21 protein-coding genes are annotated in these 22,658 nt (G+C 55.4%); 13 read left to right on the plus strand and 8 right to left on the minus strand.

Annotated features, from left to right (window positions below; all coding sequences use genetic code 11):
- Positions 1-5: 5 nt before the first annotated feature.
- Positions 6-935: a lipid kinase gene (locus tag NIM72_RS17050; protein WP_161732033.1), complete on the minus strand. Its 930-nt coding sequence runs from the start codon at positions 933-935 to the stop codon at positions 6-8.
- A 168-nt stretch (positions 936-1,103) separates the two neighbouring features.
- Here NIM72_RS17050 and NIM72_RS17055 point away from each other — a divergent pair, with 168 nt between their 5' ends.
- The 3 genes from NIM72_RS17055 to NIM72_RS17065 all read left to right on the plus strand — a co-directional run bounded on the left by NIM72_RS17055 (position 1,104) and on the right by NIM72_RS17065 (position 2,270).
- Positions 1,104-1,376 (plus strand): cupin domain-containing protein, encoded by a 273-nt coding sequence (locus NIM72_RS17055; protein WP_253421259.1) that lies wholly within the window; start codon positions 1,104-1,106, stop codon positions 1,374-1,376.
- A 12-nt stretch (positions 1,377-1,388) separates the two neighbouring features.
- Positions 1,389-1,814 (plus strand): DUF4186 domain-containing protein, encoded by a 426-nt coding sequence (locus NIM72_RS17060; RefSeq protein WP_161732037.1) that lies wholly within the window; start codon positions 1,389-1,391, stop codon positions 1,812-1,814.
- Positions 1,815-1,952: 138 nt separating this feature from the next.
- Positions 1,953-2,270 (plus strand): hypothetical protein, encoded by a 318-nt coding sequence (locus NIM72_RS17065; RefSeq protein WP_161732039.1) that lies wholly within the window; start codon positions 1,953-1,955, stop codon positions 2,268-2,270.
- Between the two features lie 64 nt (positions 2,271-2,334).
- On the opposite strand, the gene NIM72_RS17070 is transcribed toward NIM72_RS17065, so the two are convergent.
- Complete coding sequence (locus NIM72_RS17070) at positions 2,335-3,573, minus strand: AI-2E family transporter (RefSeq protein WP_253421266.1); 1,239 nt, start codon at positions 3,571-3,573, stop codon at positions 2,335-2,337.
- 352 nt (positions 3,574-3,925) lie between these two features.
- On the opposite strand from NIM72_RS17070, the gene NIM72_RS17075 reads away from it, so the two are divergent.
- Complete coding sequence (locus NIM72_RS17075) at positions 3,926-4,255, plus strand: hypothetical protein (protein ID WP_222924375.1); 330 nt, start codon at positions 3,926-3,928, stop codon at positions 4,253-4,255.
- Positions 4,256-4,269: 14 nt separating this feature from the next.
- Here NIM72_RS17075 and NIM72_RS17080 read toward each other — a convergent pair whose 3' ends face one another.
- Complete coding sequence (locus NIM72_RS17080; RefSeq protein WP_161732045.1) at positions 4,270-8,031, minus strand: NAD(P)-binding protein; 3,762 nt, start codon at positions 8,029-8,031, stop codon at positions 4,270-4,272.
- Positions 8,032-8,610: 579 nt separating this feature from the next.
- On the opposite strand from NIM72_RS17080, the gene NIM72_RS17085 reads away from it, so the two are divergent.
- Positions 8,611-9,303, plus strand: coding sequence for a DUF421 domain-containing protein (locus NIM72_RS17085; protein ID WP_161732047.1), 693 nt, complete (start codon positions 8,611-8,613; stop codon positions 9,301-9,303).
- On the opposite strand, the gene NIM72_RS17090 is transcribed toward NIM72_RS17085, so the two are convergent.
- Positions 9,300-10,052, minus strand: a complete 753-nt coding sequence (locus NIM72_RS17090; RefSeq protein ID WP_253421268.1) for a GNAT family N-acetyltransferase — start codon at positions 10,050-10,052, stop codon at positions 9,300-9,302. The genes NIM72_RS17085 and NIM72_RS17090 overlap by 4 nt on opposite strands.
- Before the next feature lie 188 nt (positions 10,053-10,240).
- Between NIM72_RS17090 and NIM72_RS17095 the strand changes: the two genes are divergently transcribed.
- Positions 10,241-10,447 carry a hypothetical protein gene (locus tag NIM72_RS17095; protein ID WP_253421270.1) on the plus strand — a complete coding sequence of 69 codons (207 nt, stop codon included), beginning with the start codon at positions 10,241-10,243 and terminating at the stop codon, positions 10,445-10,447.
- A gap of 65 nt (positions 10,448-10,512) precedes the next feature.
- Here NIM72_RS17095 and NIM72_RS17100 read toward each other — a convergent pair whose 3' ends face one another.
- Together NIM72_RS17100 and NIM72_RS17105 are read right to left on the minus strand one after the other, a co-directional pair.
- Positions 10,513-11,706, minus strand: a complete 1,194-nt coding sequence (locus NIM72_RS17100) for a zinc-dependent alcohol dehydrogenase (protein ID WP_253421272.1) — start codon at positions 11,704-11,706, stop codon at positions 10,513-10,515.
- A gap of 150 nt (positions 11,707-11,856) precedes the next feature.
- Positions 11,857-12,447 (minus strand): hypothetical protein, encoded by a 591-nt coding sequence (locus NIM72_RS17105; RefSeq protein WP_161732055.1) that lies wholly within the window; start codon positions 12,445-12,447, stop codon positions 11,857-11,859.
- Between the two features lie 363 nt (positions 12,448-12,810).
- Between NIM72_RS17105 and NIM72_RS17110 the strand changes: the two genes are divergently transcribed.
- From NIM72_RS17110 to NIM72_RS17125, 4 genes are all read left to right on the plus strand, one after another.
- Entirely contained in the window at positions 12,811-14,097 is a 1,287-nt protein-coding gene (locus NIM72_RS17110; RefSeq protein WP_161732057.1) for an HAAAP family serine/threonine permease, read from the plus strand.
- Positions 14,098-14,318: 221 nt separating this feature from the next.
- On the plus strand, positions 14,319-15,416 hold the full coding sequence (locus NIM72_RS17115; protein ID WP_253421274.1) for an ABC transporter substrate-binding protein: 1,098 nt from the start codon (positions 14,319-14,321) through the stop codon (positions 15,414-15,416).
- A 271-nt stretch (positions 15,417-15,687) separates the two neighbouring features.
- Entirely contained in the window at positions 15,688-16,170 is a 483-nt protein-coding gene (locus NIM72_RS17120; RefSeq protein WP_253421291.1) for an RcnB family protein, read from the plus strand.
- 101 nt (positions 16,171-16,271) lie between these two features.
- Positions 16,272-17,108 carry a Cof-type HAD-IIB family hydrolase gene (locus tag NIM72_RS17125; RefSeq protein ID WP_161732161.1) on the plus strand — a complete coding sequence of 279 codons (837 nt, stop codon included), beginning with the start codon at positions 16,272-16,274 and terminating at the stop codon, positions 17,106-17,108.
- 79 nt (positions 17,109-17,187) lie between these two features.
- Here the strand turns inward: NIM72_RS17125 and NIM72_RS17130 are convergent, their stop codons facing one another.
- The gene (locus NIM72_RS17130) at positions 17,188-18,336 is read right to left on the minus strand and encodes an iron-containing alcohol dehydrogenase (protein WP_161732063.1); all 1,149 of its coding nucleotides are present in this window, start codon (positions 18,334-18,336) and stop codon (positions 17,188-17,190) included.
- A gap of 291 nt (positions 18,337-18,627) precedes the next feature.
- Here NIM72_RS17130 and gntT point away from each other — a divergent pair, with 291 nt between their 5' ends.
- The gene (gene gntT / locus NIM72_RS17135) at positions 18,628-19,944 is read left to right on the plus strand and encodes a gluconate transporter (protein ID WP_013357083.1); all 1,317 of its coding nucleotides are present in this window, start codon (positions 18,628-18,630) and stop codon (positions 19,942-19,944) included.
- 173 nt (positions 19,945-20,117) lie between these two features.
- Here gntT and NIM72_RS17140 read toward each other — a convergent pair whose 3' ends face one another.
- The gene (locus NIM72_RS17140) at positions 20,118-20,363 is read right to left on the minus strand and encodes a hypothetical protein (RefSeq protein ID WP_013357084.1); all 246 of its coding nucleotides are present in this window, start codon (positions 20,361-20,363) and stop codon (positions 20,118-20,120) included.
- A 1,305-nt stretch (positions 20,364-21,668) separates the two neighbouring features.
- Here NIM72_RS17140 and cspE point away from each other — a divergent pair.
- Both cspE and NIM72_RS17150 read left to right on the plus strand, forming a co-directional pair.
- Positions 21,669-21,878 carry a transcription antiterminator/RNA stability regulator CspE gene (gene cspE, locus NIM72_RS17145; RefSeq protein ID WP_006118399.1) on the plus strand — a complete coding sequence of 70 codons (210 nt, stop codon included), beginning with the start codon at positions 21,669-21,671 and terminating at the stop codon, positions 21,876-21,878.
- 227 nt (positions 21,879-22,105) lie between these two features.
- On the plus strand, positions 22,106-22,537 hold the full coding sequence (locus tag NIM72_RS17150) for a GNAT family N-acetyltransferase (protein WP_161732067.1): 432 nt from the start codon (positions 22,106-22,108) through the stop codon (positions 22,535-22,537).
- Positions 22,538-22,658 lie beyond the last annotated feature (121 nt).

Consider the following 22,658-nt stretch of genomic DNA (forward strand, 5'->3'; position numbering starts at 1 on the left):
TCTTATTACTCACGCTGGTTACAACGCCTGCTGGCGGGCTGGTATATCGCGCTGTCGCCTGGGGCATAAACCTGTAGCGCACGGGCGATTAGACGGAAATGTGCCGGTGTCTGGCCGATAATCTCGCCGTCTGCATTGATGTAATGAGGACGGCGCGTTTCAATGGTCAGTTCCGTGGTGCTGAACGCCCGCACATCGCGCCAGCGGCCATGCGTGCCGCGCCGAAGAAAGGGCAGCAGCGCAATCAATTGCCAGCTGTGCTGCAACTCCAGGCTGTAGACATCCAGTAGCCCATCGTCGGGTGCTGCGCACTGTTCCACCGTCATGCCACCCCCGTAGAAGCGCCCGTTGCCTACCGATACCTGAACCGTTTTGATCGGTATCCGCTGACCCTGATGCACCAGCGTGGCGCTGAACGGACGGCTCTGCCGCAGCAGCCGCAACGCTGCCAGGGCATACCCGCCCACACCCCAGCGTTTTTTCGATTCCGCCGTAAGGTTACGCGCCAGCTCTGCCGAAAAGCCGATGCTGCAGACGTTGAGAAACAGGTGCTGATTCACTTCCCCCAGATCTACGGCGCGCCACTGCCCGTCTGCGATAATTTTCACCGCCTGTTCAAGGCTGGCGGGAATGCCCAGCGTACGGGCAAAATCGTTGGCGGTGCCCAGCGGTAAAATGCCCAGTGGCAGGCCAGTCTGCATCAGTCCCGGCGCGGCCGCGTTAAGCGTACCGTCGCCACCGCCGACGATCACGGCATCGACGCGACCGGCATACGCCGCGATGAGCTGGCTGTAGGTGCGGGTCTCATCCTCGTCCGGTTGTAGCAGGGTGAAACCAGCCTGAACCAGCAGCGTCTGCGCCCGACTGGCCTCAATGCGTCCTTTTCGTGAGCGCTGATTAATCAGCAGCAGAGCCGTTCTCTGAGGGTTAGACATACTTTTACGTCATCCTGATGTCAAAATGGGGAATGAGACGGCAAGTACAGCATCGGCCTGACCCGTGAACAACCCTGTTTGCGCGACTTTACGTACCCGCTCCGTGCCATAAGCGGCGATAAAGATCGTCTACACTGCTTAGGGTCAGTTCCATATTGAGGAGTTGCAATGACCGAACACGAATTCAGAAATTTGTTAGCCGAACAGGGTTTTGATGAGCCACTGCTGATTGAGCGTGCCGCATCAGCCCAGCTTGATAATCACGTCCATCCTTTTGAAGCGCTGGCCCTGATTCTCAGTGGTGACATCACCATCAGTACCGAGCAGGGCGACACGACCTATCATCCCGGCGAGACGTTTCACCTGCAGCCGAATGAACTGCATCGCGAAGCGTTCGGACCACAGGGCGTCAGCTATCTGGCGGGGCGTAAATATGAGTAACTGGCAATCAGTATGAACGTGTCTGACGATCTGTTTACCCGACTGGCACGTTCGCCGTTTCGTCAGCGCTTTCGACTGGGACGCGCTGAGTACGATTATGCGAGCAGCAAAGGCGAGCCGGTTTTGCGACAGCACGCCGCAGAGTTTGTTGCACAGCGGCTGGCGCCTGCTCAGCCGGAAAATGATGGCAAACAGACGCCGATGCGCGGCCATCCGGTGTTTATCGCCCAGCACGCCACCGCGACCTGCTGTCGTGGCTGTCTGAACAAGTGGCACAACATCGGGCAGCATCAGCCGCTGAGCGCTGAGCAGCAGGATTATGTCGTGACGGTATTACTGGCGTGGATCACCCATCAGATGCAGCAGCCAGCACCGCCCGCCCGCGTGAGCCGGAATAAGCCGAAACCGGACGACGATCCGCAGCTGGCGCTCTGGTAATGGATAAAAAAGCTACAGTCAGCGGCTTTTTCTGGTGAAAACTGGCCCTTTTTCATTCCTGGTTTATTCTTAAATCTTTCCTGGAAAGACTATGCCAGGATTAAAACCTACACGGCAACGATGAATACAGAGGGAATTATGAAGAAATCAATTATTGCACTGTCTGCTATTTTGCTGGCCTCGCCAGTATTTGCTGCTACCACCACAGATAACACCGTTGCGGAAGCGCATAAAGGCGCTGATACTGCGAAAGAAAAACTGCATCAGACACAGAACGAAGGCAAAGAGCTGAAGCTGAAGTCTGAGCATGCCGCTGAAGGCAAAAGCCACACTACCGGTAGCAAGATCACCGAAGGTGCTCAGCAAGGCTGGCACAAAACCAAAGAAGGCACTGAAAAAGGCTGGGATAAAACCAAGCAGGGTGCTGAAGATCTGAAAAACAAAGCGACCAACTAAGACGCTGGTTTTCAGGTTAAAAAAGAACCCACCGGAAGGTGGGTTTTTTTATGGCTGATCCAGGTTACGCTTTGTTGTCCGCTGCCTTTCTTTTTGCGGCTTCTCTTTCCGCCGCGGCTAACGCTGACACTTTGATTTCCGCTTCAGCGGCCGCATCGGCTGCAGCAGAAGCGGCTTCCGCTGCGGCTTCTGCCGCTGTCTCTGACTGTTTCTTGCCTTCTTCGATCACTTCTTCGTCAATGACTTCAATATTTTCGCGGTTATCGCGGCCGGAGAGCAGATTCCAGCAGGCGATAAACAGAGCAGCAATGACCGGACCGATCACGAAACCGTTAATGCCGTATATTTCCATGCCGCCCAGCGTGGCGATCAGGATCATATAGTCAGGCATCTTAGTGTCTTTACCGACCAGCAACGGACGAAGGATGTTATCCACCAGACCGACAATCACCACGAAGAAACCAACCAGGAACAGCCCTTTCCACAGTGCGCCGGTGGCGAAGAAGAAGATTGCCGCAGGCACCCAGATGATAGCGGAACCGACCGCCGGAATCAGGGAGAGGAACGCCATCAGCGCGCCCCACAGCAGGCTGCCATCGATGCCGGTAAACCAGAACGCCAGCCCGCCGAGAATACCCTGCACGATACCGACCACCACAGTGCCTTTCACCGTCGCGCGCGCCACGGCAGCAAACTTTACCATCAGGTGATGCTTCACGTAGGTGGAAAGCGGCAGCGCTTCCAGAATCAGATGCACCAGATAGGAGCCATCTTTCAGCAGGAAGAACAGCAGATAGAGCATGATGCCAAAGCCGACGGTGAAGCTGAACGTCCCTTTACCGATGATAAAGGCACTGCCCGCCACATACTGACCGCCCTTAAGCGCAAACGAGGAGAGCTTCTGCTGAATCTGTGCGGCGTTATCCAGATTATTTTCAGCCAGGAAATGCCTTGCCCAGCGCGGCAGATGCTGCAGCAGATCGGCGAACACGGCCGGGAACTGCGACGAATTGGTCTGCAGCTTGTGATAGACCGCGTTGGTTTCAACCACCAGCGAGGAGGCAATAATCGCCAGTGGCGTGAAGACAATCAGGCAGATGCAGAACAGGGTAATTAACGCGGCCACGCCGTTGCGGTCACCCAGTCGGTTGCGCAACCAGGTTTTCAGCGGATGGAAAATCACCGCCAGAATCGCCGCCCATAAAATTGGCGAGAAATAGGGCGAAAGCACCTCGAAAAACGCGAAGGTGGCGATAGCCAGAATTAAAATGAAAAACCCGATGTTCAATCCTTTAAAACGCATGGAGAAACCTCATCTGGAACAAACTCTGATAAACCCGACGCGCAAATTTGCTGTGTCCGGCTTCGCTTGCGCGGCTGCCTTGTCACAAATTAACGCTCAGGCTTTGCTCGTTAAATACTGCTGATGGCAGCATCATGCTGGCTAACTCTCTGAAAGGTCTGGCAGAAGTGATGAACGGGCAATGTGCGTTCGCTGCGTGACTTCCGGTCGGTAGCGGGCTGCCTCTGACTGCAGCGCGCTGAATCCTACATTAGCGTAGCGGTTTCGACCATTATTGGTAGCTCAGAGACTCATGATCTCTGTGTATGTTGCCGATAACCCTGTTAATCGGGCAAAAAACAGGCAATGAAAAATGTGTAAACAGAAAGTCTTAATGGGACTACTGGTGCTGGTGTTAACCGGCTGCGCAACCAAACACTATCCACAAGCGGCTGCGGTGACGCCGCAAGAGACAGCGACGCTGAACTGCAACGTCCTGGATCAGGAGCTGAGTAAAGCGTACAGCGTGCAGAGTGATATTGAGCAGACCGGCCAGTTTAATGCTCTGACCGTGCTGGGCTTTGTCGGGGATTTCGGACTGGGCAATGGCATTGCAAAATACAATGCCACCCGGAAAGTGGAAAAGCGGGTCACTGCGTTGCAGTCGCTGAAAGCCGCAAAGTGCAGCCAGCGTCTTTCATAACGGTCGGCGTCAGATCAGCCAAGCGTCCCTGCGCTGACATGTTGCAACTGGACATTTTCGGCCGCGCGTTTACCGGCCAGGAAGGCGTGATCCGAGTTGTAATATTCCCACTCGCTGTAACGACCCGACAGATGGATATCCTGGGTCAGCAGCCACTGGCGGATCAGCGCCACGTTATCGCTGCGCGCATGGTCATAGACCACGTAGGCGTAAGGCATATCAACCTCAGATGCGCAGAGCAGCGGATCGTCCGCGGTGATCATGCCGACCCGGATGCAATCCTGACGGCAGCGCTCAATCAGCGCATCGCCCTGAAGCGGCAGCGGATTAGCCGCGTTGTAAGTGATTTCACAGGTTAAGCCGAAGCCGCCCGGCGGATTGCAGTGCGGACTGGCATTACCCTGCACAAAAATGCGATGAAACAGCGTATCGCCAGGATAGTAAATCCAGTGTTTTTCAGTCAGGTCAGCCCGGCCAATGCCCAGATTCACACAGCGCACCGACACAAACTGCAGCTGCTGCGCCGCCAGCCGGACGCTCTCCGGCACTTCATCACCCATCAGCTTAATCAGCTCCGGCAGCGGCATGGTGCTGATCAACTGCTCATACCGGTAGTGGCGACCATCCGCCAGCAGGGCGACATGCGCCTGCGGGTAAATGCGGGTCAGGGTGGTGTCCGTTTCCAGCGTACATTTCAGGTGCGGTAAAAAGCCCGACATCAGTGCCTGGAAGCCACCGCGCAGCGGATAGCCGAAACGGGCATTTGGGCCGACCGGTTTCGCCAGCGGTTGCAGCGCACCATCAATGATCTGTGACAGATCGGGCAGCGGCACGCGTCCGCCCAGCCACGACGTTTCCATGTCGGTCAGCGGCACTTTCCACAGTTTCTGGTTATAGGGCAGGGCGAAGTGACGCGCGATGCCTTTACCCCAGGTGCGCATAATGAAATGCTGGAAATCCTCTTTGCCCTCCACGGCAGCGAGACTGCTACCCTCATCGGGGATCGCGCCATCTGCACAGCAATCCCGCCGCGCCCGCGCCCGATCCAGTGGCACGGCAGCCGCCGCGGTTTCGCCGTAACGCGCTTCGATAGCGCCCAGCACGCACTCTTTTACCACCCCGACCGGCAAGCCGTGCAGCGCTGACTGGAAGGGATAACGGGTATAAACACCGTCACTGTAAACCCAGGCTTCGCGCGCCTGCCAGTGCAGATTGTCGCCCAGCAGCAGCTCATAGAGCTGCAACACGTAGGGATCCTGCGAGAACATGATGTGACCGGCATAGTCGAAGGTGAACCCCTGATCGTCAATCGATCGGCACCAGCCGCCGGGCGTGCTATTTTTCTCCAGCAGCACCGCGCCTTCGCCATAGTGATACCCGGCGCTCAGACCCGTCGGTCCGGCGCCAATAATCAGGCAGGGCACCGCATCGCTCTCCAGCATCGCTGGTGTGAGTGGCATGACATCAGCCTGCGCGCGGGCCTGACTGGCAGACTTCAGTGCGGGCTGACGCTGCGTCAGCGCCTGCTGGATCAGGCCATGTATCTGCTCTGCGGTGCGATCCCAGGAAGTAACATCCACTTTGGCCTGCATCCGTCCCGCCAGCGCCAGCCGTTCTGCGGCACCGATCGCCATTGCCTGTTCACAGGCGGCAATAAATTCCGCGTGCGTCTCTGCTACCGCCACTTCCTCAGCGTAGTGGCGCGCCACATCGACAATGGCAGTACTGACAATCGGCAGCTGCGCCGCCATATACTCCAGCACCTTGGTCGGGGAGATGTAGCGGGTCGAAGCATTAATGGCAAATGGCATCAGACAGACATCCCAGCCCGCCAGAAACTGTGGCAGAGCCTGATAGGGCTGCTGACCGAGCCAGTGAATATTGTCGCGCTGCGGCAGGCTGGCAGGATCAATTTTCACCACCGGTCCGACCATAATGATCTGCCATTCGGGATGGCTGTCTGCCAGCGCGGCTATCAGCGGCAGGTCGATACGCTCATCCAGCACGCCGTAATAACCCAGACGCTGCGACGGAATGGCATCCTGTAACGGATGACGATTCGTGCGATCGCGCGCCTGTTCAAAATGAATGGCATCAACACTGCTGGGGAAGCAGTAAACCTGAGCGTGTTTGTCACGCTTCGCTTCATAGAGGCTGGAGCCGCCGGTAAAGACCAGATCGGCGCGGGTCATCAGCGCAGATTCGCGCTGCTGCAGCTGGCGTGGCGCATTCTGAAAGGCCGAAAGCTCATCCATACAGTCGTAAATCACCAGTGCCGGATCAAACGGCGTCAGCAGCGGCAGTGCCATTGGCGTATAGAACCAAATCAGCGGCTGTTCGTCCTCCTCCAGCAGCGGCGTCAGCAGCAGCAGCAGTGGGGCGATCTGGCTGTCGTGAAAGCCGGGCGCGTCGCTGTCGGTGTGCGGCTGAATCACCGTGATGTTGGCGGCAGGCGTACTCTGATGCAGACCTGGTGGCCCCGCCTGCCAGACCGGCTCCTCGACAAACAGCACGCGATAGTGCTGTGCCAGTCGTGTCAGTAGCTGCTGCGGACGCTGAAAAACAAAACCCCAGCGTAAATGGCTGAAAACGATAAGAACAGGTGGTTTCATGGTGTGCTCCTGGCTGGGATGTAAGGGGAACTGGATGTGCTGCAAAAAGCGCTGCGCCTGGCGCAAGGCGTCAGCATAGGGCTGCTGTAACTGGCGGGCGTAAGGATCGGTGCCGAGTAGGTCAAGATCCCACAGGCCGCTGCGGGTCCAGAAGGTGGTCTCTTCCCACAAGGGACGATCAAGAATCGGATAGAGGCAGATGCCGAGCAGGTCCGCGCCCGCCAGCTGCGCCTGTGCAACCTGTGTGGCGATCTCACGGATCCAGGCGCCGCGTCCGCTGCCGACATGGCTGGTTTCCGCCAGCAGCAGCGGCCGCTGATAGCGCTGCCAGACCTGCAGCAGTAGCTGATGCAGCGGCTGGCGTCGGCGGTCGCCCAGATGCCAGTAAAGTCGCCGGTTTGAACCCTGTTCCCACTGGTTGTCGTGGTAGTAATTCACGCCAATCAGATCGAGATAGCGGGGTGCGCCGCCCAACTCCGGATTGCGGCGACCACTGAGCATGTCCCATGCCTGATACTGGGTATCACACATTTCACGCGCCAGACGGTCGCTGTCGGAATCGGCGGGATCGGGCGCGATATGGATCAGCGGATCGCAGTGCAGCACACGGGCGCGCGGATCGGCCTGCCAGATCGCATCACAGCCAGCCAGGGTAGCGCGCACCAGTTGCTGCTTGACGGCATCGGCCCGGGCCGGCTCCGGGATCGCCTCACAGGCGAACAGCCCGACCGAGATGCCCCAGCTGACAAAGGAGATCTCATTCATCGGGGAGTAGATCGGTGCCTGCTGATACCAGGGCGCCAGGAAGCGGGCCAGTGCGCCACAGAAGGCAGCGAAACGGGGGACAAAGTCGTGATCAAACAGGCTGACACCCGCGGGCCAGCCGTAGTGGCAGATTGTCCAGCTCAGCTGAATACCCTGCTGCTCTGCTGCCTGAATCCGTGCTGCGACCGTGGAGAAATCATAGCGGCCGTCGCGTTCACATAGCCGCCAGCCGACGCTTTCGCGCACCGTGCGAATGGCAAAGGGCCCCAGCGCGGCATAATCCTCTGCCGCGCGCGCCTGATGCTGGTTCAGATCGTTCATCGACAGCGCAACACCAGCCGGATTAATATGATCAGCACCTTCGTAGCCGGCCTGCCAGAAACTGGAAAAGGGCGTCATGGCATCTCCCGAAAAAAAAGCAACACGCTTCCCGCTGACGAGCCGTCGCGAAACGGGTCAGGGCGTTACAGGTATGCAAAGCAGACTGGCGATCCTTGCCATAAGTCACAGACGCTAAATTGCAGGCAACAGAGCCTGTGACGGTTTGGATGCGTGAGATAGCAGAACTAAACGTGCGGCGCTATCGGCAGGAAAAAGAGTGGCTTCTCTGAATGTTAACGAATTTTGCGGAAGCCTTACTGGAAAGTATAGGCAGGGAGGGGTTATTCGCAACTTATTGAAGTGAAAAGAAAAAAGCGCAGCGGCAAAAGTCATCCATTCAGAAACAGGAATTTTTAACTTTTGTTTATGCTGTCGGATTGATAAGCGAGGCGTGAAGAGAGTCAGCACTATTTTCAGCTTTGTTAACCTTTTCCTCAACATGCAGAGCAGACAGACTTACCTGTTTTAGCGTTACTGCTTCGCTTGCCTTTTAACGGACTGGCGACAAGATTTACTTATTGCTGGCCTGAATCTGCGGGCTATTAACGGGCGGCTGGTTAAGCGGCGCGCCGCTTAAAACAGGATGTTTAACCGACTATGTTCTCATTCGACTGGCACCGTTTCTTACTTAACGACCAACCGGCCACCTTTTTGTTTGAGGTGGTGGCGCGGGTCCTGATCGCTTATCTGGTGGTTTTTACGTTTCTGAAAGTCTCAGGACGACGCGGCGTGCGTCAGCTGTCGCTGTTCGAACTGGTGGTGATCCTGACGCTGGGTTCCGCGTCCGGTGACGTCACTTTTTATGATGATGTGCCGGTGCTGCCGGTCATTATGGTGTTTGTGGTCCTGCTGACGCTCTACCGCTTCACCACCTGGCTGACGTCACACAGCCCACGCTTTTCGCGGCTGATTCAGGGCGACGTCATTACCCTGATTAAAGACGGATTGTATGTGCTGGAGAGCCTGGATCGGCTGAATATTTCTGAAGATGAGTTCTTTATGGAGTTGCGGCAGAGCGGTGTGGAACATCTGGGGCAGATCAGGCTGGCGCTGGTGGAGGTCGATGGTCAGCTCAGCCTCTATTTCTACGATGACGATGAGATGCGCGCCGGGTTAAGCGTACTGCCCCCAGAGCACCGGCAGGATTACAGCACTGTACCGATCAGCACGCTCTATGCCTGCACCCATTGCGGCCAGACGCAGATCATTAAGGCTGAGCAGCAGGCAGTCTGCCCGCGCTGTCAGCGACAGCGCTGGTCTGCAGCACTGACCGTGCGTCGGCTGCATTAATCGCCCGTATCCGCTCCGCGCTCAGAACTTGTCGCGTTTGCATCCGCCGGGTTAACGTCGGCGAAGCAGGCGCTGAGCGGGCGCTTTTGCTGTCCCCCGGCAGCGAAATTATCCGCACTCAGCCAGGCACTCAGGGCGCGCTGAACATCCGGCCATTCACGGTCAATAATTGATAGCCAGTCGGTATCGCGATTACGCTGTTTACGCGTCATCACCTGACGAAAACGGCCCTCAAAGCGGAACCCCAGCCGTTCTGCTGCGCGTCGTGATGCCATATTGGTCGAATCACAGCGCCATGCTACCCGCCGATAGCCGCGCGAGAAAGCCTGTTGCAGCAGCAGATAAATCGCCTCGCTGCCGATGACACTGCGCTGCATCAGCGGCGACCAGGTGACGTGACCGATTTCAAGCGTGCCATGTCCCGGCTCAATGCTGGCGAAGCAGACCACCCCACAGGGCTGCCGATTTGGCGAGCAGACCGTGAAGGGCACCAGGGCCTTATCCGCCACTTTATCTGCAATCCATTGCTGCATCTGCGGCAGGGAGGCGGGCCGCTCCGCGCTCAGCCAGGTCCAGTCGCGATCATCCGGTGCCAGCATAAATGCCTGCAATAGCGGTTCTGCATGATCGATGCTCAGCGGCAGGAGAAGGCAGTACTGACCCGTGAGTGGCATACAGGGGGGCCTTGTGACCGGTTGCCAGTCGGGCAGGGCCTCACCGACCGGCTGATCAAACTGATTGATGTTCAACAACATTCTCCTCAAAGAATACGGACGGTATTCCGGAAAACGTATGATGCCGGGCTGACTGGCTATCCTGAACCGCGGTTAAACCCGTCGCAGCTTGTTCCCGCTTAACACATAACTTTGCCTGTTACTGACAGAAAATGAAAACCCTTCGGGCAGCATAGCGACACCGTTACTAAAGAGGTGTGCGTATGAAAATGAGGGCGGCCAGTGCATTACTGTTTTTACTGTTGTCATTTGGTGCATTTTCACAACAGGTGATCAGCGAAAGTCATCCTCATTCACGCAGTGCGCGACTGCTGGAACAGGGGAGTCAGGTGGATACGGCGGACTCGCCGGATGAACATCTGCTGGAGAGGCGGGAGTGGCGAAGCAGCCTGCAACGCAAGCCGTTCTGAGACGAGAGCCCCGGCGTAAAACAGCCGGGGAGCCAGGGGTTAAGCGTTACAGACCCGTTGTGAAATTATATTGTGGCCTGTGTCGCTGCCATGCCTGGCACCAGAATCACCTTGCGGCACTCCTCTTCGCGTTTGGCAAAAATATCGTAGCCGCGTGCGGCATCTTCCAGCGGCAGATGATGGGTTACAATCTCTTCCGGCGTCAGATGCCCCTGCTCAATCAGCTTCAGCAGATCCGGCAGATAAGCATGCACATGCGTCTGTCCCATTTTAAAGGTCAGCCCTTTGTCGAAGGCATCACCAAACAGGAAGCCATGAATGAATCCGGCGTAGACGCCTGGTATGCTGACGATACCGCCACGCCGCACCGCAGCAATACACTGACGCAACGCTTTACCACTGCTGCCTTCCAGCTTGAGATTGGTGAGCACGGTTTCAGTCAGGCTCCCTTTCGCCTCGAACCCGACGGCATCGATCACGGCATCCACACCGCGATTGCCGGTGCTGTGCTCGATAATCCAGCCAGCCGGGTCATCGATCTCATCGAAGTTAATCGGGATGACGCCGTAGCGATCGCGGGCAAAGTTTAAGCGGTAGTTGTTGTGGTCAATCATGTAGATCTGCTCGGCGCCCTGCTGCCGGGCGCAGGCGGCACTGAGCAGGCCAACCGGTCCGGCACCGAAAATCGCCAGGCTGGAGCCGGGTTTAACTTCGGCATTTTTGACCGCCTGCCACGCGGTGGGCAGAATGTCCGACAGGAACAGCACTTTCTCATCTGACAGTACCGACGGCACTTTAAACGGGCCGGTATTGGCTTTCGGCACCCTGACATACTCCGCCTGTCCGCCGGGCACACCGCCATAGAGCTTGCTGAAACCAAACAGCGCCGCGGGCGGCGTGATGTTCTTGCGGTTCAGAATAGCGCCCCGTCCGCTGTTTGTATTTTCACAGGCGGCATACTGGCTCATCAGGCAGAAAAAGCAGTCGCCACAGGCGATCACAAACGGAATGACTACCCGATCGCCTTTGGCGACGGCAGTCACTGCGCTGCCCGCCTCAACCACTTCGCCCATAAACTCATGACCAAAAATATCGCCATGCCCGGTGCCGGGAATTTTGCCGCGGTATAAGTGCAGGTCTGAACCGCAAATGGCGGTGGCGGTCACGCCCAGGATAATGTCATCGGCCGCTTCCAGACCCGGGTCGGGCACATTATCCACGCTGACTTTATGGGGGCCATGATACGTTAATGCTTTCATCTGTTGATCTCCTACTGACGAGGAAAGGGCAGCCAGACCAGAAGGTATGGCTACCTGCGAGGAAGACTCAGGGAATCTGAAATCGAAACCTGCCTGAAGTGTAGTAATCCTTTGAAGAGTAAGCAGAGCGGTGCTGAAGGCGGGGCGCTTTCAGACCGGCGGGCTGGGGGACGGCATCTGAGCTGTGGCGGTGTTGACGGGCAACGCATCCGGTTGCCAGCCGGTAAGATCAGCCAGTGCGCGCCGGTAAGCGGTATCGATTTGCGCCGGAACCTGTTCAATGTAGTGAAACGCGTGCTCACGTGTTTCGCCGGTAAGATTCTGCAGGTAATGTCGCGCGTCATCCAGTGTGGGGGTCAGGCCTTCGACACGCGCCATGCGGGCAGGCAGATCGGTCCAGATCAGACCTTCAATGCCTTTGGCCTGCGCCCACGTTGCCAGCGGTCCGGCTGAGCTTTCTGTCACCGTCATCATGCCGACGCCATCAACGCGGCTGTCCGGTATCCCTTCCCGAATGCGCAACGCGCGGCAGGCGCTCTCCAGAGAAGCGGTGTTCAGCCAGGCCCAGAACACCGGCACCGGGCGGGCGTTGAGACAGATCGCCGTTGATAGTTCCCCGCCGTCAGCGATGCGCACAAACTCAATTGGTACGGCAGGTCCATCATGATGCCACTGACTGGCCACCGGCAGTGCGCCAGGTTTCCAGATTAACGATCCCCATCCCAGACAGGCAATTTTCATTCTTTTCTCCTGTGTACCTGTCGGCATAATCGCGACAGCGTCAGTTAAAGCGTAGTCCGTTACGCTTAATCGTTACAGGGATCACCTTTTCAGGGGCAGTAAAACGGGCGCAAAAATGGCATGATCGCCGCGCAGTCACTTTGCACAACCTGACGGTTTTTTCAGCAATCCATGCGTGTTTATCTTCGCGGCTTGAACTTTTATCGTCAGGTAGTGTAAAAAGTGGCGCACGCAATCGATTACCTATGCGCGGGTGGATCACTTTTACGCTTCACCGATCCGTCTGCAGCTGAGGCTGAGCGGGGCATACGTTTATCTGCCTGACGGCTCAGGTTACTGGCGGCTTTTAACACGGACTATCTGATGAAAACCACGCAAACTGGCACGCTGGGCGCGCTTGAGAGTGACGTCGATACGGGATGGCGTAAAACCGACACGATGTGGATGCTGGGTTTATACGGCACCGCAATTGGAGCCGGTGTGCTGTTCCTGCCCATCAATGCCGGTGTCGGCGGGCTGATCCCACTGATCATTATGGCGGTGCTGGCCTTTCCGCTGACCTTCTTCGCGCACCGCGCCCTGACACGCTTTGTCCTTTCCGGCAAAAATCCGGCGGGTGATATTACCGAAGTGGTCGAAGAGCATTTCGGCGTCGGCGCGGGCAAGCTGATTACACTGCTCTATTTCTTCGCCATCTACCCGATTCTGCTGATGTACAGCGTAGCGATTACAAACACGGTTGAGAGCCTGATGGTGAACCAACTCGGTCTGGTGCCGCCGCCACGTGTGCTGCTGTCGCTGCTGCTGATTGTCGGCCTGATGACCATTGTGCGCTTCGGCGAGAAGATGATCGTTAAAGCGATGAGCGTGCTGGTCTATCCCTTTGTGGCGGTGCTGATGCTGATGGCCTGCTATCTTATCCCGCACTGGCATGGCGCTGCACTCTCTACCCTGAACGTTCAGCCTGCGGGCAGCAGCCTTTGGATGACGCTGTGGCTGGCGATACCGGTTATGGTCTTTTCGTTTAACCACTCACCGATCATCTCCTCCTTTGCACTGGCAAAGCGCGAAGAGTATGGCGACGCGGCTGAGAAAAAATGCTCGCGCATTCTGGCCTGCTCACACCTGATGATGGTGGTAACGGTGATGTTCTTTGTATTCAGCTGCGTGCTGAGCCTGTCGCCTGATGATCTGCACGCCGCCAAGGCGCAAAACATTACCATTCTCTCCTATCTGGCGAACCATTTTCAGGTGCCGATGATTGCCTGGCTCGGGCCGCTGATTGCCATTGTGGCGATCACCAAATCGTTCCTCGGCCACTATCTGGGAGCGCGTGAAGGGTTTAACGGTATGGTCAATAAGGCGCTGCGCAGTCGCGGTAAAACCATCGCGCCCGCCAGACTGAATCGCCTGACGTCACTCTTTATGTTGCTCACCACCTGGCTGGTGGCAACACTGGACCCGAATATTCTCGGCATGATTGAGACGCTGGGCGGGCCGGTGATTGCGATGATCCTGTTCCTGATGCCGATGTATGCGATTCAGAAAGTCCCGGCAATGCGCAGGTACAGTGGTAAAATCAGTAACCTGTTTGTGGTGCTGACAGGTTTGATTGCTATCTCCGCGATTTTCTATTCGCTGGTGAAGTAACCGATCACTCAACAGGCGCTTCTCAGCGGTATTGAGAGGCGTCTGCTGTTCGGCCCGCTACCCGTCATTTTCTCCCTGTATCGCCTTCCTGTTTTAGCCTGCCGCCACACAGCAAACCCTCTCCGTCAGACGCATCTCGTCAGCAATATTTACATTTGTTACTTTTTCACATGGTAGAGTTAACGCGAATAATTATTATTCCTTTAAAGGACAGGAGAAAAATGAAAATCGGGATTGTTGCTGCCACCACGCTGTTACTGTCAACCGCCTGCGCGGCGACCACCTATCCGGTCACGGTGACCGACATGGATGGTCAGAAAATTACGCTGCAAAAGGAGCCGCAGCATGTGATTTTGCAGGATGGACGCGACGTGATGGCGCTGGCCTTACTGGATCGACAGAACCCGTTTCGACGGGTGGTCGCCTGGAATAACCTGCCGAAAAAGCAGGATACCCAGACCTGGGACCTGCTGAAGCAGCGCTGGCCGCAGGCGGCATCGATTGTGGATATGGGCTTTAACGATCAGGGGCAGGTCAATCTGGAGAGCGTGCTGGCGAAGCAACCCGATCTGATGATTGCGCAGCTGCGCGCTAAACCGGCACTGGCGCAGTCGGGCGTGCTCGCGACCCTGAAAAATCTGCATATTCCGGTGCTGTTTCTGGATGATGAGCTTCATCCTAAAGAGAACACCCTGAAGAGCGTGAAAGTGTTGGGTACCGTTCTGAATCGCGAAACCGAAGCGAAAGCCTACGCTGATTTTTATCAGCAGCGCTGGCAGATGATTCAGCAAAAGATTGCCCAGGTGCCGCACAAGCCGACGGTATTTATTGAACCGATTGCCGGTAACAGCGATAACTGCTGCTTTACCCATGGTCATAACGGCTGGGGCGCGCTGGTGGAAGCGGTCGGCGGGAAAAATATTGGCTCAGCGCTGCTGCCCGGCAGCTCAGGTTTTGTGTCGCTGGAGAAGATTATTGCCATGAAGCCGGACGTGTACATCATGACCGGCTCGAAGCGTCCGAACAGTAACGTGCTGCCGTTTGGTTACGGTGCCAGTCAGACCGACGTGACCGCCACTTTTAATCGCCTGCAGAGTCGCACCGGCCTGGAGCAGATCGAACCGGTGAAACAGAAACGGGTCTATGGCGTTTATCATCATTTCTATAATCACCCATACAACATCATCGGTATGGAAATTCTGGCAAAAGATCTCTATCCGGAACTGTTCCGCGATCTGGATCCGACGGCCGATTTCCACCACATCGTAAAACAATTCACGGGATTGCCGGATGCGCCAGTGATCCTCAGCACGCCATAACCGGGTAAAGCATCGGGGTGCGTTTCAGCACCCTGACGTTGAACAGGTTTTAACGGGGCAGCCTGAGGCGCGATGCTCAGGCTGCGCGGTTGAAATCTGAATTGCGTCAGGAAAGTTGTAAGGATATGACCCGTGTTAAGAAAGCGCTAAGCAAGCGTAATAGTGTGTAAGTTACCGGATTTTAAGACTTTTACAGATGTCCCCCGCCAGGATTATTGCCATGATGCCGGGCAACGGTGCCTGAACAGCCGTTATTTCCGGAGGCAGTATCATGAAAAAAACAACACTCACGCTTATCGCTTCACTTTTAACCTGCAGCACGCTCTTCTCTCAGGTTTCACTGGCAGACGATCATGATGACGGACACCGCATGCCTGTGCCGCATCAGAACAGTGATAAACGTCCTGAAAATCGCGGTCCTGACCAGAAGCGAGACCGCGGCAACAATCGCCATGATGATAAAAAGCCTCACGACATGGGCAATAACCGGCATGATGATGATAATAACCATCGTGGCAGAGAATCCCGCAATGACCGTGACCATTTCGCCTGGCAGGGCCACGATTTCCGTCGCGGCCATCCTGTCCCGCAGGAATTTCGCGGCGACCGTTACCGTGTAGCCGACTGGCATGAACGCGGTCTGCGTGAACCGCCGCGTGGTTATCACTGGGCAAACATCGACGGCAACTATGTGCTGATTGCTGCTGCGACCGGAGTGATTACCGCGCTGGTGCTGAACAGCGCTCTGAATTAATCCCCCGGGGATGGCTGCGGCCATCCCTGTTTCTTTCCGTTTTGCTGCGCCAGCGGCTATCCTGAGACTCCACGCTGAAATTTCCTGTGTAAGGAGTCATGATGACGACGGTTAAGATGGTTGCGGTAGATATGGATGGCACGTTTCTGGACGATAACAAGCAGTACAACCGATCCCGCTTTCTCGCCTGCTATCAGCAACTCACCGCCCGCGACATCAAATTTGTGGTGGCCAGCGGCAATCAGTATTACCAGCTCAAATCCTTTTTCCCGGCGATCGCCAGCGATATCGCGTTTGTGGCGGAAAATGGTGCATGGATTATTGACCGTGATGAGGAGCTGTTTTGCGGTGCCTTTGAACGCTGCGATGTTGAAGCGGTAATCGGCACCCTGCAAAACGGCAACTATCCCGGCCTGCGTTACCTGCTGTGTGGTCGTAACAGCGCGTATTACTTCGACGGCATGGAAGAGAGCTGGCTGAAGAAGATGCGCCATTACTGTCACCGGCTGAAGCCGATTCATCATCTGGATGAGGTGCAGGATGACCGGCTGTTTAAGTTCGCGCTGAATCTCTCTGACGACTACATCGAGCCATTGATGGCGGATATTGAGCGACTGCACCAGGGACGCGTGGCCGCGACGTCAAGCGGTCATGGATCGGTGGATCTGATCGTGCCGGGAAATCACAAAGCGCACGGTCTGGATCTGCTGGCAAAACGCTGGGGGATCACGCATGACCAGGTGCTGGCCTTTGGCGATGGCGGTAACGATCTGGAGATGCTGAAACAGTCCGGCTTCAGTTTTGCCATGGACAATGCGCCGCAGCGGGTGAAGCAGGCGGCACGTTATGCCGCGCCGTCTAATAATGAGCAGGGCGTGTTGCAGATCATTGAGCAGATGCTGGCAGGCGAGGGGCCTTTTGCCGCCCTGAGCCGCTGAGACTGAAGGCGCCAGAATAGCGCTGAGCTGCTGCATGACCTGCCAGCCTGGCAGGTCGAAAGGCCAGCGCGCCCCTGGATCACGCCGTGATTTGCCAGGCCTGCGCAATCATTGTCCGCATCTGTTCGCGGCTGTAATTCACCAGCGAATTTTTGCTGTTGGCACGCGCCAGAATCCACTCCACCTCAGTGCGGCTCAGCGACGGGCCATCCTGCCAGAATGGCGTGATAGCCTGCTGCTGCAGCCACTGTTTCAGAAACTGTGCCGGTGAATCTGTGGATTCGCTGAAGAGCTGCGGGTGCAGTTCCGCCATCAGCGTATGCTGCAGCGGTTGCTGGCTGTCAGACAGCAGATCCAGGAACGGAAACAGCAGGCGTCCGCACACTTCACCGTGATGGTACGGTTTAATCGCGCCCACTTCCCCGGCAATACCGTGGATCACCCCCAGACCCGCGCTGCTGAGAGTGACGCCCCCCAGCCACGATGCCATCATCATTGCTTCACGTGCCGCATCACCCGCCGCATCCTCGCGATTGAGTGCAGGCCACGCCTGAACAAACTGACGCAGACCGGTCAGCGCCAGCTGGCGGGTGAACAAGTTGCCTTTGCCGGAGAGATACGCTTCAAACAGGTGGGTAAAAGCATCGATGCCGCAGGTCGCCAGCACGTGATCAGGCGCGCCTTTCAGCAAATCCGGGTCAAGAATCGCTACCTCCGGCACAAAGACCGGATGACGCAGTGACGCTTTGATCTGAATATCCTGCTGGTCGGTTACTACCGCATTTTGCGTGACTTCGCTGCCGGTCCCGGCAGTCGTCGGGACCGCAATCAGCGGCAGCGTGATAGGCTGAACTGCGGTATCACCCACCTTCTCCAGATAGCGAGCGGTGGGCAGCGGGTGTTGGATCATGGCGCTAAAGGCTTTCGCCGCATCCAGCACGCTGCCTCCGCCAATCGCTAATACCCGATCAACATGACCACGCCAGCGGGCAACCCAGCCATCGATCTCAGCGGGCGAAGCTTCATGGCTGACAATTTCGTAGCCGAGGATGTGATCGTTGAGTTCAGCTTTTATCCGGGCATAGGCCGCCCCCTGGAGGAAAGATTGTCCGCAAAACAGCAGGGTAGGTTGTGGCCGGGCGGCCAGCAGCGGCACCAGTTTATCCAGACTGCCGCGGCCAAAGAGGGTTCGTTGATTACTGTACAGCTCACTCAGGTTCTCACTCACCAGCGCATCCTTTTTACATTTCGCTAAAATCTGAGTGTAACGAAAAGCGCGGCGCCAGCATGGGCAAACTTTCTGATAACACGCTGGCAAAAAGTTGATCATCTTCGCAAAACAGAAATTCACCGTCGGCAGGGTGGTGCTTTCCTGCGGATGTTACCCTTAACATGTTATCGGTAACAGCGTTTGTCGGGATGTGTAAGCATCTTACAGCGCACTGTTTTGTAGCCCTCAGGGGATCATGATAATAAACCGACACTGAATACCCTTCAGTGTGCAAGGTGGAGAAAACCTATGCCATTACTCTATGTGGCGATCGGCGTCGCGTTACTGCTGCTGCTGATGATTCGCTTTAAGCTTAATGGATTTATCGCGCTGATCCTGGTGGCGCTGGCGGTCGGTGTGATGCAGGGCATGCCGGTTAATAAAGTCATTACCTCAATCAAGGCGGGCGTGGGTGGCACGCTTGGCAGCCTCGCGCTGATCATGGGCTTTGGTGCCATGCTCGGTAAGTTGCTGGCCGATTGCGGCGGCGCGCAGCGTATTGCCACCACTCTGATTGAAAAATTCGGCACTAAGCATATTCAGTGGGCGCTGGTGCTGACCGGTTTTATCGTCGGCTTCGCGCTGTTCTACGAAGTTGGCTTTGTCCTGATGCTGCCGCTGGTGTTCAGCGTGGCGGCGTCTGCGCGTGTACCGCTTCTCTATGTCGGGGTACCGATGGCGGCGGCTCTTTCAGTGACGCACGGTTTTCTTCCGCCACACCCCGGCCCGACGGCTATTGCCACGCTGTTTAATGCTGACATGGGTAAAACGCTGCTGTTCGGTACGCTGCTGGGTATCCCTACGGTGATTCTGGCAGGTCCGGTTTATGCCCGTTTCCTGAAGAATATCGACAAACCGATTCCGCAGGGGCTTTACAACCCGAAAACCTTTACCGAAGCGGAAATGCCCAGCTTTGGCGTTAGCGTCTGGACGGCCTTGGTTCCGGTGGTGCTGATGGCGCTGCGTGCCGTGGCGGAGATGCTGTTGCCTAAAGGGCACGTACTGCTGCCCTATGCGGAGTTCTTTGGTGACCCGGTAATGGCAACGCTGATTGCGGTGCTGATTGCGATCTTCACCTTTGGTCTGAATCGCGGTCGTACGATGGAACAGGTGATGGACACCCTGACCGACTCGATTAAAATCATTGCCATGATGCTGCTGATCATTGGCGGTGGCGGTGCTTTCAAACAGGTGCTGGTGGACAGCGGCGTGGATAAATATATCGCCAGCATGATGCACTCTACCCAGCTCTCACCCATCTTTATGGCCTGGTCGATTGCTGCCGTGCTGCGTATTGCCCTGGGGTCTGCCACGGTAGCGGCGATTACCGCTGGTGGCATCGTGGCACCGTTGATTGTCACAAGTGGTGCCAGCCCGGAACTGATGGTGATCGCTGTGGGGTCCGGCAGCGTGATCTTCTCACACGTTAATGACCCTGGCTTCTGGCTGTTCAAAGAGTATTTCAACCTGACGATTGGCGAAACCATTCGCTCCTGGTCGGCACTGGAGACCATTATTTCGGTCTGTGGTCTGGTAGGTTGCCTGCTGCTCTCCTGGGCGATTTAACCTCTGGCCGCTGGCAGGCCTGCCAGCGGCACTCCGCTTTTGCTTCTCTCCAGCCCGTTTGCTTGTTTATCGCGGACGGCATCGTTGGCCATTTATTCACAGCCCATAACCACGACGATAAAAAGGGCCGCAAAGCGCGGCCCACAGGTCTGCAACCGTGTAAATCTGGCCCCTTAATGAGGCGGTTCAAATCCGGCTTTGACCATCTGTTCCCGCAGCGCACGCGCAATTTCACGGTTGCCGCCGGTGACCGGATAGATAACGTTGTTTACCACATCATCAAGATAGTGCTCGTCAAACTCCTGCATAGAGAGCTGCGTGCCGCCTTCATCGTTGATGGCGAAAGAACCTTTGATGTGGTTACCGCTGTTTTTTGCCTTGAGGCTGTAGCGGCCCATGCTGGTATTAATCGTGCTCATAAGATCTCCTCGCGACTCATTTTCAATCTCATCACTACTAAGGCATGCCTTACCGCCTGAATTTTAGCCAGGAGTAGTCTGTAAAACGAAGAAAGAGGGCCGGTAAAAAGTGGTGTTGCGATCGTTATCTCAGAACATAAATAAAAGCGAAATCTGCTGAACTTATGAGCAGTTGAACCCTGAGTGAAGCAGCATGACATATTTTTCTGTCTATACTGCTTACAGGAAAAATGTTTAATCAGTGAGGGGAAAAGGAAATGAAAATTATTCTGTGGATTATCGCGATCATATTCGTCGTGGGCTTGCTGACCCTGACAGGGGTGTTCAAACTGATTTTCTGATGTCATATTTTTTTAAAGCTTCAGCGACAGCGGGCACCTAATCAGGTGCCCGCGCTGTTTTCTGGCTGGCCAGCAGATAGTGCGTAATGGGATCTATCGGCGTATTGGGCAGCAGATCCTGCGACCCCAGCGGCTTTTTACAGCTTGCGCAGCAGGCACCATGAAAGTTGCGATCACCTTCTCTGTAATCAGTAAATATGAACCTGGCGCTTCCACACTGGGTACAGCGTATTTTCATCACCATCTTAGGTTTATCCTCCATTTCACTGAGCATTCACCCATGCCCGTCCCTGACATCTTAAGAAAAATTTATCTATTGCAGCGCAATATTATTCCAGCCTGCAGTGAGGAAAGTAGTGGCTTATCAGGTTAATTGTTTGTTGCCAAATGCGAATTTATTCTCTAAAAGGCAGTTCATTGATCCTGCTCAATGTTTATGGTTTTTTGTCTGACTTATCCGCGAATAGCCTGCTCTGACTGGGCTGAACAGCGCTCAGAATTAAATTTTCCCGAAAAAACCGGCTTCGGGGTGCGGAAAAAATGCGCTGTTGTGATCATTAAAAGGTCAGAATTACAGCGGTGCCCGGTAACGCCTGAAAAAACATGCGTGTTTCAGGTTTTTTACATGCCTGATAAAAGTGGAAAATAGTGCTGTTTTGCCAGCTAAAGTGTCAGGAAAAGCAGGTGCAACTCTTAATGAGATTTTTCTTTTTAACGTGAATGGCATATCTGTATGAAATAAAAAAGATATGCCTTTCCAGCGGGTTAGCGTGTGGGAACAGCCTCATCCGCGTTACCCGTTCAGGCGGGTTTCACAAGTTGAAAAGCAGGAAAGTGTGATGGATGCACAGAAAGTCGATATTTATCACTTTTTCATCAAATCATGCTGGACAAATCCCTCCACAATTGCTGTACTAGACAGCGACACAGTTTAGTGTCCATTTTTCATGTAAAGGTAATATAGATGTCTAAGATCAAAGGTAACGTTAAGTGGTTTAATGAATCTAAAGGATTCGGTTTCATTACTCCTGAAGATGGCAGCAAAGATGTATTCGTACATTTCTCTGCAATCCAGAGCAACGGCTTCAAAACTCTGGCTGAAGGTCAGCGCGTAGAGTTTGAAATCACCGACGGTGCTAAAGGCCCATCTGCTGCTAACGTTATCAGTCTGTAAGTTAACAGTCAGAATTCTAAAAACCCGCCTTATGGCGGGTTTTTTTATGCCTGTCATCTGCACTTCATCCTCTTCATCGTACCCTCTGTATCGTCCCTGAGGCCGCACAAACTGCGCGGCGGCTCACAATAAATCCTCGTAACATATTCATAACAACCCGGCATACAGCTTTTTAGCGTGTGACGCTATATAACTGAGCGACAGAATCTGGTGAGTGAGGAGGCAGGATGAAGATACGTCAGGCGGAGTTAAAAGACAGTTTTGCGTTGAGTGCCCTGTTAAGCGAGTTAGGCTACGGCGGTACCGAAAGCTTTATTGAACAGCGCCTGGCACAGTTATGCAGCGATCCCAGTGAAGTATTGCTGGTGGCTGAACATGGCAGCCAGGTGCTGGGTTTTCTTTCCCTCCATTTTATCCCTCAGCTTGCCCTGGCCGGCGATTTCGCCCGCATCAGCTATTTCTGCATTGCAGAAGGTGAGCGCAGTAAAGGCGTCGGCCAGCAGCTGCTTCAGCACGCTGAAACGCTGGCTGCGCGTCATGGCTGCGACCGTATGGAAGTTCATTGCCATCAGTCACGTCTTAAGGCGAATCAGTTCTACGCTCGCGAAGGCTATACTGAGTCACCCTGTTATCTCATCAAAGATCTGCAAGTGGGTTAACTTCCCGACCAGAGTGACGACCCGCACGTCGGCGATATTTTTCCACAGTGCCTTCCTGAGGCTGGCGACAGAAATGATGACTGATCGCTGCATCCTGTGCCTGTCAGCACTTTCTGCTTTC

Origin of the sequence: Pantoea sp. B550, from assembly GCF_024158165.1 — a bacterium.
In the GTDB taxonomy this organism is placed as follows: domain Bacteria; phylum Pseudomonadota; class Gammaproteobacteria; order Enterobacterales; family Enterobacteriaceae; genus Pantoea; species Pantoea alfalfae.